The organism is Streptomyces sp. NPDC029151 (genome assembly GCF_055564315.1).
The window spans coordinates 48723-60936 of the sequence record NZ_JBVHWQ010000011.1 but is presented as its reverse complement, the minus strand read 5'-3'; the positions used below and the strand labels follow the sequence as shown (position 1 = coordinate 60936).

The window sequence follows — 12214 nt, the reverse complement described above, 5'->3', positions numbered from 1 at the left end:
CCGGAAGGCGGCCGGCCAGTTTCCGCGCGCGGCTGCCCGACTGCCGAAGCTTCAGGGCCGTAGTGCGGCTGGTGTGGCTTCCGTGCGGGGCTGCTGGAAGAGCGGGGCTAGCGGGGCCGGAGTGCGGCCGGTGGGCTTCCGTGCGGGGCCGCCGGAAGAGCGTGGCTGCGGGACCGGAATGCGGTCGGCCAGCTTCCGCGTGCGGCCGCCCGACTGCCGAGGCTTCGGGGCCGGAGTGCGGCCGGCGAGCTCCCACGCGGGGCCGCCGGAAGAGCGTGGCCCCGGGACCGGAAGCCGGTCGGCGAGCTCCAGTGCGCGGCCGCCCGAATGCCGAAGCTCTGGAGCCGGAAGGCGGTCGGCGGCCTTCCGTGCGCGGCCGCCCGAATGCCGAAGCCCCGGAGCCCGAAGGCGGTCGGCGGGCTTCCGCGCGCGGCCGCCCGACTGCCGAAGCCCCGGAGCCGGAAGACGGTCGGCGGGGTCCCGCCCGCGCTCGCCCCAAAACCCGAGCTCCCCGGCTGGAAAGCGGCCGGTGAGGCAGCGCGGCTATAGTGCGGGGACCAGCGAAACCCCCGTCGTGAGGCCCCGCCACGTGTTGACCCAGACCACCTCACGGGTGCTCGAACCGAGCGACCTGGACGCCGCGCTCGCCGTTCTCGACCGCGAGCCGGTCGCCAACGCCTTCGTGACGTCCCGGGTGCAGGTCGCGGGCCTGGACCCGTGGCGGCTCGGCGGTGAGATGTGGGGCTGGTACGAGGACGGCATGCTCACGTCCCTGTGCTACGCGGGCGCCAACCTCGTCCCCATCTGCGCCACCCCCCGCGCGGTCCGCGCCTTCGCCGACCGCGCCCGACGGGCCGGCCGCCGCTGCTCCTCCATCGTCGGCCCCGCCGGACCCACCGCCCAGCTGTGGCGGCTGCTGGAGCCGAACTGGGGCCCCGCCCGCGAGGTCCGCGCGCACCAGCCGCTCATGATCACCGACCGCATGCCGGCCGGCATAGCCCCCGACCCGTACGTCCGCCGCGTCCGCAAGGACGAGATGGAAACGATCATGCCAGCCTGCGTGGCGATGTTCACCGAGGAGGTCGGCGTCTCCCCGCTGGCCGGCGACGGCGGCCTGCTCTACCAGGCCCGGATCGCCGAGCTCGTCGGCTCCGGCCGCTCCTTCGCCCGCGTCGACGACCAGGGCCGGGTCGTCTTCAAGGCGGAGATCGGCGCCGCGACCCCGCGCGCATGCCAGATCCAGGGGGTGTGGGTGGCCCCCGAGTACCGGGGCAGGGGCGTCGCGGCCCCCGGCATGGCGGCCGTCCTGCGCTACGCCCTCGCGGACATCGCGCCCGTGGCCAGCCTCTATGTGAACGACTTCAACACCGCGGCGCGCAGGACGTACCGCAGGGTGGGCTTCCGCGAGGTGGGAGCCTTCATGAGCGTCCTGTTCTGACCGCCCTGTACGCTCCCCGCATGGACGTCGTGATCGGCCCCCTGGACCTCGCTGCCCACGTCGACGAGGCCTTGGCCGTCCAGGCCGTCGCCTTCGGACTCGGGCCCGACGAAATCGCCGTACGCCGCCAGATCGTCCAGCGTCACATGCAGTACAACGGCGCGCGGGCCCTCGGCGCCACCAGCCGCGGCCGGCTGGTCGGCTTCGTCTACGGCATGCCCAACAGCCGCACCCACTGGTGGTCCACCGTCGTGGAGCCCTACCTCCGCGCCGCCGGCAACGACCTGTGGCTGGACGACTCCTTCGTCATCACCGAACTGCACGTCCACCCCGACCACCAGAACCGCGGCATCGGCCGGCGGCTGATCACCACCATCACCGACACCGCCGCCGAACCCCGCTCGATCCTCTCCGCGATCGACACCGACAGCCCCGCCCGCGGCCTCTACCACTCCCTCGGCTACGTCGACCTCGCCCGCCAGGTCCACTTCCCGAGCGCATCGCGGCCGTACGCCGTGATGGGCGCCCCACTGCCGCTGCGCAGGCGTTAACCGATTTCCACCGGCACAGGCCGCCCGGCTAACCTCCTGTCCCATCACCCTTACCCGGCAGGAGTACGAGAACCATGGCCAACGCACCGGTCCAGCGCATGTCCCAGTTGATGGCGAAGACGCTGCGCGACGACCCGGCGGACGCCGAGGTCCTCAGCCACAAGCTCCTCGTCCGCGCCGGTTACGTCCGCCGCACGGCCGCCGGCATCTGGAGCTGGCTGCCCCTCGGCAAGAAGGTCCTCGCCAACGTCGAGCGCATCGTGCGCGAGGAGATGGACGCCATCGGCGCCCAGGAGGTCTCGCTGCCCGCCCTGCTGCCGCGCGAGCCCTACGAGGCCACCGGCCGCTGGGACGAGTACGGCCAGGAGCTGTTCCGGCTCAAGGACCGCAAGGGCGGCGACTACCTCCTCGGTCCCACCCACGAGGAGATCTTCACCCTCCTGGTCAAGGACCAGTGCACGTCCTACAAGGACATGCCGGTGATCCTCTACCAGATCCAGACCAAGTTCCGCGACGAGGCGCGCCCCCGCGCCGGTATCCTGCGCGGCCGCGAGTTCCTGATGAAGGACTCGTACTCCTTCGACCTGGACGACGAGGGCCTCGGCGCCTCCTACGCCCTGCACCGCCAGGCCTACCAGCGCGTCTTCGCACGCCTGGGTCTCGACTACCGCATCGTCGCCGCCACCGCCGGCGCCATGGGCGGCTCCAAGTCCGAGGAGTTCCTGGCCCCCGCCGAGGCCGGCGAGGACACCTTCGTGGACTGCCCCCACTGCGACTTCGCCGCGAACACGGAGGCGGTCACCTACGAGCTCAAGCCGGTCGACGGCTCGGCCCTGCCCGCGCTGGAGGAGATCCCCACCCCGGACACCCCGACCATCGAGACGCTCGCCGAGGCGCTCGGTGTCCCGGCCTCCGCCACGCTGAAGAACCTGCTGGTCAAGGTGGACGGCGAGATCGTCGCCGTGGGCGTGCCCGGCGACCGCGAGGTGGACCTGGACAAGGTCGAGGCGCACTTCGCGCCGGCCGCCGTCGAGATGGTCACCGAGGCCGACTTCGCCGGACGCCCCGACCTGGTCCGCGGCTACGTCGGCCCGCAGGGCCTCGGCGAGAAGGTGAAGTACATCGCCGACCCGCGCGTGGCCCCCGGCACCGCCTGGATCACCGGCGCCAACAAGGAGCACACGCACGCGAAGAACGTCGTCGCCGGCCGTGACTTCGAGGTCGACGCGTACGTCGACGTCGTGGTGGTCCAGGAGGGCGACCCCTGCCCGAAGTGCGGCACCGGCCTGAGGATGGACCGCGCCATCGAGATCGGCCACATCTTCCAGCTGGGCCGCAAGTACGCCGACGCCCTGAAGCTGGACGTCCTCGGCCAGAACGGCAAGCCGGTCCGCGTCACCATGGGCTCCTACGGCATCGGCGTCTCCCGCGCCGTCGCCGCGCTCGCCGAGCAGACCGCCGACGAGCACGGTCTGGTCTGGCCCAAGGAGGTCGCCCCGGCCGACGTGCACGTGGTGGCCGCCGGCAAGGCGCTCCAGACCGAGCTGGCGCTGGACGTCGCCGAGAAGCTCGCCGCCGCGGGCGTCCGCGTCCTGGTGGACGACCGGGCCGGCGTCTCCCCGGGCGTGAAGTTCACGGACGCCGAGCTGATCGGTGTCCCGCAGATCCTGGTGGCCGGCCGCCGCGCCGGCGAGGGCGTCCTGGAACTGAAGGACCGCAAGACCGGCGAGCGCGAGGAACTGACCGTCGAGGACGCGATCACCCGCCTGACGGCGTAGCCCCGGTCCGACCGACGACGAGCCGACGCCCCCGGGAACCTCCCGGGGGCGTCGCCGCGCCCGGCCGGCAGCCGCGCCCGGCCGGCAGCCGCGCCCGGCCGGCCCGCGGCGTCTCGGCGAGCCGCTCGACCCGTCGAGGGTGGTGGCCGGGAGGCGGGCGGCGCTGTCGGGGGTTCCGGGCGGAGGATTCGGTCGGGGGCTCCCGAGGGCGTCGTCACGGCCGGCCGGCAGCCGTGCCTGGCCGGCCCGCGGCGTCTCGGCGAGCCGCTCGACCCGTCGAGGGTGATGGCCGGGAGGCGGGCGGCGCTGTCGGGGATTCCGGGCGGAGGATTCGGTCGGGGGCTCCCGAGGGTGTCGTCACGGCCGGCCGGTGAACTCCGGCAGGAGTGGTGTGTCCCGGGCGACCCGTCGAGGGTGGTGGCCGGGGCGGCCGACGGCGCTGTCGGGGGCTTCGGTCGGGGCGTCCGGTCGGGGGCTTCCGCCGACGAGGCCTCAGCGGAGGCTTCCGGTCGGGGGTCTCGGGTCGGGGGCTTCCGCCGGAGGCCCCAGCGGAGGCCTCCGAGGGCGTCGTTACAGCCAGCCCGCGAACTCCAGCAGGAGTTCCGCGTCCTTGGGCCGGCCCACGCGCAGCGCGCGCACGCCGGATTCCACGGCGCGGAAGAGGGTCCAGCCCCGCAGGCGCTCCTGGTCGACCTCCAGCGACTCGGCGAGCCGCTTGATGCGGCGCCGGGTGGTGGACGGGCCGGAAGGGGTCGCGATCAGGTCCTCCACCCGGTCCCGGACCAGCCGGGCCAGGTCGAAGGCGCTCTCGCCGACCACCGGGTCGGGGCCGACCGCGAGCCAGGGCATCCGCTCCCCGGCGAGGACCTTGCTCTGCCGGAACGTGCCATGCAGCAGCAGCTGCTCGGGCGGCGCGGCCAGCAGCTCCTCGCGGGCGGCCAGCGCCGCGTCCACCAGGGGAGCCGTCTCGGGGTCGGCCTCGGCACTCGCCCGCATCGCCGCCGCCTGCCGTCCGGTGCGCTCGGCGACCGTCTCGAAGGCGTGCCCCGCCGGCGGCGCCACCCACAGCCGGCGCAGCGTCCCCGCCGCCTCCAGCAGGGCCTTCGCCTCCGGCAGCGACCGCACCGACACATCCGGGTGCAGCCGCTCCAGCAGCAGCGCCCCGTCCTCCGCCGCGGCCTCCAGCAGCTGTACGGCGCCCAGCCCGCCCCAGTGCGCCAGAGCCGCGCGCTCGCTCTCCGGGCGGGCCCGGGGCGGCGCGAGCTTCAGCACGGCCGGGGTGCCGTCCGCCCGTCGTACCAGCACCACCAGGCTGCTGCGCCCGCCGGGTACCTGCACCCGCTCGACGGTCAACTCGCGCCGGGCGACGGCTCCCTCGGCCGTCGCGGGCAGCCGCGCCAGCCAGTCGTCCCCGGCCGGTGCCGTCTCACCGAGCGCCCGCTCCAGTCGCCGCGGCGCTTCGAAAGCCATGCGCGAGTCGTTCCCTTCCTGTCGCCTGCTGCCGGGCCTGCCCGTCCCGGGTTCCCCGTTCGGGCCATGTCGGCGCGGTCCCCTCCGGGTCCCGTCCCCTCCGGGTCCCGTCCCGTCCGGTGCCGTCCTGCGGCCCCGCCGTCAGCGGCTGCCGCCGTCGTCCTGGCCGCCGGCGCCTGCCCGCCGTTCTTGCCGTAACCCGCCGTTCTTGCCGTACCTGCCGTTCTGCCGTGCCTGCCGTTCTGCCGTGCCCACCGTCCTTGCCGCCGGGCGCCTGCCCGCGTTTCTGCCCGTGCACGCCGTGCTCGCCGTGCTCGCCGTTCTCGTCGCGCTCGCCGTGCTCCCCGCGCGCCGTCGTCGCCGTACGCGCCTGCCCGGCGGCCGCCGGACCGGCGCCGGTCCGCGCCGCCCCCGTGGCCGGCCGCGGCTAGCGACTCGCGGGCGCGGACGCCGACGGGGTCGTACCGGCCGCCCCCGCCTGCTCACCTGCCTGGTCGCCCGCCTGTTCACCGGACCGCTCGGCGAGCCCAGGGAAGGCTACGCTCCCCCCGCTCCAGCGCACCGCCCGCACCGCGGCCTCCCGCAGCGCCCCGGCCGCGTCCGCCCGACGCGCGCCGCTCGCCGCCCGCACCAGGTCCGAGTACACCCCCGCCACCCGCTCCTCCAGCCGCGCGGCCAGCCGCACCGCCGCCGCCCCGTCCTGGACCGGGAACGGCAGCGCGTACCCGGCGCTCGCCGCGACCGGGGTGCCGCCCAGGTCCCGCACGGCGCGCACCAGCGTGTCCCGGCGCGCCCGGTGGGCGTCGTACGCCGACCGCGCCTCGGCCCGGCGCCGCTCGCCGATCCGGCCGCCGACGACGCCGTAGCCGTACACCGCCGCGTGCTCCGCGGCCAGCGCCGCCTGCAGCGCGGTCAGCTCCGCCTTCGCAGCCCGCTCCGTGCCCTCGCTCACCTGGCTCCCTCCGTCAGCAGGTACGCGTGCGCGGCCCCGGCCGCCGCGACCGACGCCAGCAGCCGCGCCAGTTCGCCCGGCACCTCCAGCAGTTCCTCGGCGCGCCGGTCGGCCAGCGCGCGCTCGGCGGCGGCCAGCCCGGCCACGGCGTCCCTCTCACCGGCCGGCACGGGATCCGGCGCGGACGAGGACCTCGCCGCCGCCGGCGTCGGCGTGCCGTCCTCGAAGGCCGCCGCGTGCGCGGCGACCTGCTCCCGCAGCGGGCGCAGCCGCCCCGCCAGCCCGGGATGCGCGGCGAGCACGGCGTCGTAGCGCTCCAGCAGCCCCCGGCTGTCCCGCGCCGCACGCGCGCGTGCCCGCGTCGTGGCCGACGGGCCGTCGTCGCCGGACCCCGCCCCGTCCGAACAGCCCGCCAGCAGGGCGACACCGGCGGCCGAGACGAGCAGGGATCTTCTGCGCGGCCCCGAGGGCGAGCGCGGGGGCGGGGGGTACGGCACGGCTGACGTCCTCGGGGGCTCGTACGAACACACAGGCGGGAACGCCACCCGCCGCTGATCACGGTACCCGCGCATCCGCTCGCCTCATGTCACCGGCTCGGTGGACCCGCCCAAGGGGCGCGGGGAGTCTCCTGCGAACCGCCCACCTCCGGAGGCAGTACCCTTTGACCAGACACGCGACCCATCCCACAACAGCACACGCGGCCGAGGAGTCACCCGGATGAGCACCACCCAGAGCGAGAGGCTGCGAGAGCTGCTCGAACCGCTCGTCACCTCCCAGGGGCTGGATCTCGAAGAGATCGCCGTGGACTCCGTCGGACGCAAGCGGGTGCTGCGCGTGGTCGTGGACTCCGACACCGGAGCCGACCTGGACGCCATCGCCGATGTGAGCCGCGCGCTCTCGGCGAAGCTGGACGAGACCGACGCGATGGGTGACGCGGCTTACGACCTGGAGGTCGGAACCCCCGGCGCGGAGCGCCTCCTCACCGAGCACCGGCACTTCGTGCGCGCCACCGACCGGCTCGTGAAGTTCCAGCTCACCGAGGGCGGCGAGCTGGTCGCGCGGATCCTGGAGGTCGACGACGAGGGCATCGACGTCGAGGTGCCCGGGGTGAAGGGCCGCAAGGCCACCGCCCGCAGACTGGGCTTCCCCGAGATCGCCAGGGCGCGCGTGCAGGTCGAGTTCAACCGTAAGGACAGCGCCGGCGGCACGGCCGGCACGAAGGACAAGAAGGAAGCGGAGGAGGCGTAGCCGTGGACATCGACATGAGCGCCCTGCGGGGCTTGGTTCGGGAGAAGGAGATCTCCTTCGACCTGCTGGTCGAGGCGATCGAGTCGGCCCTCCTCATCGCCTACCACCGCACCGAGGGAAGCCGCCGACACGCGCGCGTGGAGCTCAACCGGGAGACCGGACATGTGACCGTGTGGGCGAAGGAGGACCCCGACGACCTCGCGGACGGCCAGGAGCCCCGTGAGTTCGACGACACCCCGTCCGGCTTCGGCCGCATCGCCGCCACCACCGCCAAGCAGGTGATCCTGCAGCGGCTGCGCGACGCCGAGGACGACGCGACGCTCGGCGAGTACGCCGGCCGCGAGGGAGACATCGTCACCGGCGTGGTCCAGCAGGGCCGCGACCCGAAGAACGTGCTCGTGGACATCGGCAAGCTGGAGGCCATCCTGCCGGTGCAGGAGCAGGTGCCCGGCGAGACCTACCCGCACGGCATGCGCCTGAGGTCGTACGTCGTCCGGGTCGCCAAGGGCGTGCGCGGGCCGTCCGTCACGCTCTCCCGTACGCACCCCAACCTGGTGAAGAAGCTCTTCGCCCTGGAGGTGCCGGAGATCGCCGACGGCTCGGTCGAGATCGCGGCGATCGCCCGTGAGGCAGGTCACCGCACCAAGATCGCCGTGAGGTCCACCCGTTCGGGCCTGAACGCCAAGGGCGCCTGCATCGGCCCCATGGGCGGCCGGGTGCGCAACGTCATGGGCGAGCTGAACGGCGAGAAGATCGACATCGTCGACTGGTCGGACGACCCGGCCGAGATGGTGGCGAACGCGCTGTCACCCGCTCGGGTGAGCAAGGTGGAGGTCGTGGACCTGGCCTCCCGCTCCGCACGGGTGACCGTGCCGGACTACCAGCTGTCGCTGGCGATCGGCAAGGAAGGCCAGAACGCCCGCCTCGCCGCCCGGCTCACCGGGTGGCGCATCGACATCCGGCCCGACACCGAGCAGGCCGGGGAGTAGACCGGAGCAGATCCGGTGGGCCGGGGAATAGATCCAAGCCGCCCGGCGCTGAGATCACGACAACAGCCGTTCGATTTTTGCCCCAAAGGGGTGAGGTCGGTACGGGGAGGTAGACTTAGCTGTGTCTGGCCGGACGCACACCCGAGCACGCCCTGAACGCACCTGTGTGGGGTGTCGGGAGCGGGCGGCCAAGAACGATCTCCTGCGGATCGTGAGGAGTGAGGACGCATGCGTCCCCGATCCTCGCGGTACGCTGCCCGGCCGGGGTGCCTACGTGCACCCCGCCCTGGTCTGTCTCGACCAGGCGGTACGCCGCCGGGCGTTCCCGCGGGCACTGCGCGTCCCGGGAGCGCTCGACACAAAGGCGTTGCGCCAGTACGTCGAGCAGACGACAGTTGCCGAGCAGGCAACGCTGTAAGACATGCCGTACGGAACCCCGTGCGGCTTGGTACCTCGCGAGTCGAAAGCAGGTCGAGATTGCGATGAGCACTCGATGAGTACGCGATGAGTACGCCCATGAACTAGCGACGGTCCGGCTTCAACCCGGACCTCAAAGGAGCGAAGTGGCTAAGGTCCGGGTCTACGAACTCGCCAAGGAGTTCGGTGTCGAGAGCAAGGTCGTCATGGCCAAGCTCCAGGAACTCGGTGAATTCGTCCGTTCGGCGTCTTCGACCATCGAAGCGCCGGTTGTACGCAAGCTGACCGACGCCTTCCAGGGCGGTGGCAGCGGCAAGTCCGCGAAGCCCGCCCCGCGCAAGGCCGCCCCCAAGCCCGCCGCGCCCTCCCCGGCGCAGGCGGCACGTCCGGCTGCCCCGGCCCCCAGGCCGGCTGCCCCCAAGCCTCCGACGGCGCCCGCTGCCCAGCAGCCGGCCGCCCCGTCGGCCCCCTCGGCGCCCGCGCCGGCCGCTCCCGGCCCGCGTCCGGTGCCGGGTCCCAAGCCCGCGCCGCGCCCGGCACCGGCCGCCCCGGAGTTCACCGCTCCGCCGGCCCCCCCGGCCGCGCAGACCCCGCAGGCTCCGGCCGCCCAGGGTCAGCGCCCCGGCGGCGGTCGTCCCGGTGCCCCGAAGCCCGGCGGCTCCCGTCCGGCTCCCGGCCAGGGCCAGGCGCCCCGTCCGGGTCAGGGCGGTCAGCGTCCCGGCGGCCAGGCCGCGCGTCCGGGCGCCCGTCCGGCCGGTCCGCGTCCGGGCAACAACCCCTTCACCTCCGGCGGCAACGCCGGCATGGCCCGTCCGCAGGCCCCGCGCCCGCAGGGCGGCGCGCGTCCCGGCCCCGGCGGTGCCCCCGGCGCCGGTCCCCGTCCGCAGGCGCCCGGCGCCCAGGGCGGCGGTCCGCGTCCGCAGGCTCCGGGCGGTCCCCGTCCGACCCCGGGCTCGATGCCGCGTCCGCAGGGCGGTCCCCGTCCCGGCGGCGGCCCCGGCGGCCCGCGTCCGAACCCCGGCATGATGCCGCAGCGTCCCGCTGCGGGTCCGCGTCCGGGCGGTGGCCCCGGCGGCCGTGGCCCCGGTGGCGGCGGTCGTCCCGGTGGCGGCGGCGGTCGTCCGGGTGGCGGCGGCTTCGCCGGCCGTCCGGGTGGCGGTGGCGGCGGCTTCGCCGGTCGTCCCGCCGGTCCCGGTGGCGGTGGCGGCGGTTTCGCCGGCCGTCCGGGTGGTCCCGGCGGTGGCGGCGGTGGCCGTCCCGGCTTCGGTGGCCGTCCCGGTGGTCCGGGTGGCCGCGGTGGCACGCAGGGCGCCTTCGGCCGTCCCGGTGGTCCCGCGCGTCGTGGCCGCAAGTCGAAGCGGCAGAGGCGCCAGGAGTACGAGGCCATGCAGGCCCCGAGCGTCGGCGGCGTGATGCTGCCGCGCGGCAACGGCGAGACCATCCGTCTCTCCCGCGGCGCGTCGCTCACCGACTTCGCGGAGAAGATCAACGCCAACCCGGCGTCCCTCGTCGCGGTCATGATGAACCTCGGCGAGATGGTCACGGCCACGCAGTCCGTCTCCGACGAGACGCTGCAGCTCCTCGCCGGCGAGATGAACTACGCGGTTCAGATCGTCAGCCCCGAGGAGGAGGACCGCGAGCTGCTCGAGTCCTTCGACATCGAGTTCGGCGAGGACGAGGGCGACGAGGAGGACCTGGTGGTCCGTCCGCCGGTCGTCACCGTCATGGGCCACGTCGACCACGGTAAGACCCGACTGCTCGACGCGATCCGCAAGACGAACGTCATCGCGGGCGAGGCCGGCGGCATCACCCAGCACATCGGTGCCTACCAGGTCGCGACCGAGGTCAACGACGAAGAGCGCAAGATCACCTTCATCGACACCCCGGGTCACGAGGCGTTCACCGCCATGCGTGCCCGTGGTGCGAAGTCGACCGACATCGCGATCCTGGTCGTCGCGGCCAACGACGGCGTCATGCCGCAGACGGTCGAGGCGCTCAACCACGCCAAGGCGGCCGACGTCCCGATCGTCGTCGCGGTCAACAAGATCGACGTCGAGGGTGCCGACCCGACCAAGGTGCGCGGTCAGCTGACCGAGTACGGCCTGGTGGCCGAGGAGTACGGCGGCGACACGATGTTCGTCGACATCTCCGCCAAGCAGGGTCTGCACATCGACTCGCTGCTGGAGGCCGTGATCCTCACGGCCGACGCCTCGCTCGACCTGCGGGCCAACCCGAACCAGGACGCGCAGGGCATCTCGATCGAGTCCCGTCTCGACCGCGGCCGTGGTGCCGTGGCGACGGTCCTCGTCCAGCGAGGCACGCTGCGGGTCGGCGACACGATGGTGGTCGGCGACGCCTACGGCCGAGTCCGCGCCATGCTCGACGACAACGGCAACAACGTCGCCGAGGCCGGCCCGTCGACGCCGGTCCAGGTCCTGGGCCTGACCAACGTCCCGGGTGCGGGCGACAACTTCCTGGTGGTCGACGAGGACCGTACGGCCCGTCAGATCGCCGAGAAGCGCGCCGCCCGGGAGCGGAACGCCGCGTTCGCCAAGCGCACGCGCCGCGTGTCGCTGGAGGACCTGGACAAGGTGCTCAAGGCCGGCGAGGTCCAGCAGCTGAACCTGATCATCAAGGGTGACGCTTCCGGCTCCGTCGAGGCCCTGGAGTCCTCCCTGCTCCAGCTGGACGTCGGCGAAGAGGTCGACATCCGCGTCCTGCACCGCGGCGTCGGTGCGGTCACGGAGTCCGACATCGACCTGGCGATGGGCTCCGACGCCATCGTGATCGGCTTCAACGTCCGCGCGGCCGGCCGCGCGGCGCAGATGGCCGAGCGCGAGGGTGTGGACGTCCGGTACTACTCGGTCATCTACCAGGCGATCGAGGAGATCGAGGCGGCCCTCAAGGGCATGCTCAAGCCGGAGTACGAGGAGGTCGAGCTCGGTACGGCGGAGATCCGCGAGGTCTTCAAGTCGTCCAAGCTGGGCAACATCGCGGGTGTTCTCATCCGCTCCGGCGAGGTCAAGCGCAACACCAAGGCCCGCCTCATCCGCGACGGCAAGGTGGTCGCGGAGAACCTCAACATCGAGGGTCTGCGTCGCTTCAAGGACGACGTCACCGAGATCCGCGAAGGCTACGAGGGTGGTATCAACCTCGGAAACTTCAACGACATCAAGGTCGACGACGTCATCGCGACGTACGAGATGCGGGAGAAGCCGCGGGCGTAACGCCTGAGGTTCGTGCTGGCCGGCGGGACTGCGGTCCTGCCGGCCAGCGCGCCGTTTTCCGCCCCCGGCCGCGGCGCCGGGAAACCCGGTCGAGCCGCCGACGGGCAAGGGGTACGGTGGCTCCAGGCCATCGATCCCGTACCG

At 73.7% G+C, this 12214-nt stretch carries 10 protein-coding genes; 7 read left to right on the top strand and 3 right to left on the bottom strand.

Annotated features, from left to right (window positions below):
- The first annotated feature begins 589 nt into the window (after positions 1-589).
- From ACZ4VF_RS32115 to ACZ4VF_RS32105, 3 genes are all read left to right on the top strand, one after another.
- On the top strand, positions 590-1438 hold the full coding sequence (locus ACZ4VF_RS32115; protein ID WP_467930413.1) for a GNAT family N-acetyltransferase: 849 nt from the start codon (positions 590-592) through the stop codon (positions 1436-1438).
- A gap of 20 nt (positions 1439-1458) precedes the next feature.
- Complete coding sequence (locus tag ACZ4VF_RS32110; RefSeq protein WP_467930412.1) at positions 1459-1989, top strand: GNAT family N-acetyltransferase; 531 nt, start codon at positions 1459-1461, stop codon at positions 1987-1989.
- A 74-nt stretch (positions 1990-2063) separates the two neighbouring features.
- Entirely contained in the window at positions 2064-3767 is a 1704-nt protein-coding gene (locus ACZ4VF_RS32105) for a proline--tRNA ligase (RefSeq protein ID WP_467930410.1), read from the top strand.
- A 570-nt stretch (positions 3768-4337) separates the two neighbouring features.
- On the opposite strand, the gene ACZ4VF_RS32100 is transcribed toward ACZ4VF_RS32105, so the two are convergent.
- The 3 genes from ACZ4VF_RS32100 to ACZ4VF_RS32090 form a co-directional block, all read right to left on the bottom strand.
- Positions 4338-5237, bottom strand: a complete 900-nt coding sequence (locus tag ACZ4VF_RS32100) for an aminoglycoside phosphotransferase family protein (RefSeq protein WP_467930408.1) — start codon at positions 5235-5237, stop codon at positions 4338-4340.
- 427 nt (positions 5238-5664) lie between these two features.
- On the bottom strand, positions 5665-6189 hold the full coding sequence (locus ACZ4VF_RS32095) for a ferritin-like domain-containing protein (protein ID WP_467930407.1): 525 nt from the start codon (positions 6187-6189) through the stop codon (positions 5665-5667).
- Complete coding sequence (locus ACZ4VF_RS32090; RefSeq protein WP_467930406.1) at positions 6186-6686, bottom strand: hypothetical protein; 501 nt, start codon at positions 6684-6686, stop codon at positions 6186-6188. The genes ACZ4VF_RS32095 and ACZ4VF_RS32090 overlap by 4 nt, the downstream gene beginning before the upstream one ends.
- Positions 6687-6906: 220 nt before the next feature.
- On the opposite strand from ACZ4VF_RS32090, the gene rimP reads away from it, so the two are divergent.
- The 4 genes from rimP (at position 6907) to infB (ending at position 12070) form a co-directional block, all read left to right on the top strand.
- On the top strand, positions 6907-7437 hold the full coding sequence (gene rimP, locus ACZ4VF_RS32085) for a ribosome maturation factor RimP (protein ID WP_467930405.1): 531 nt from the start codon (positions 6907-6909) through the stop codon (positions 7435-7437).
- 2 nt (positions 7438-7439) lie between these two features.
- Positions 7440-8426: a transcription termination factor NusA gene (gene nusA / locus ACZ4VF_RS32080; RefSeq protein WP_467930403.1), complete on the top strand. Its 987-nt coding sequence runs from the start codon at positions 7440-7442 to the stop codon at positions 8424-8426.
- A 121-nt stretch (positions 8427-8547) separates the two neighbouring features.
- Positions 8548-8844, top strand: a complete 297-nt coding sequence (locus tag ACZ4VF_RS32075) for a YlxR family protein (RefSeq protein ID WP_467930402.1) — start codon at positions 8548-8550, stop codon at positions 8842-8844.
- Between the two features lie 145 nt (positions 8845-8989).
- Entirely contained in the window at positions 8990-12070 is a 3081-nt protein-coding gene (infB, locus tag ACZ4VF_RS32070; RefSeq protein ID WP_467930401.1) for a translation initiation factor IF-2, read from the top strand.
- Positions 12071-12214 lie beyond the last annotated feature (144 nt).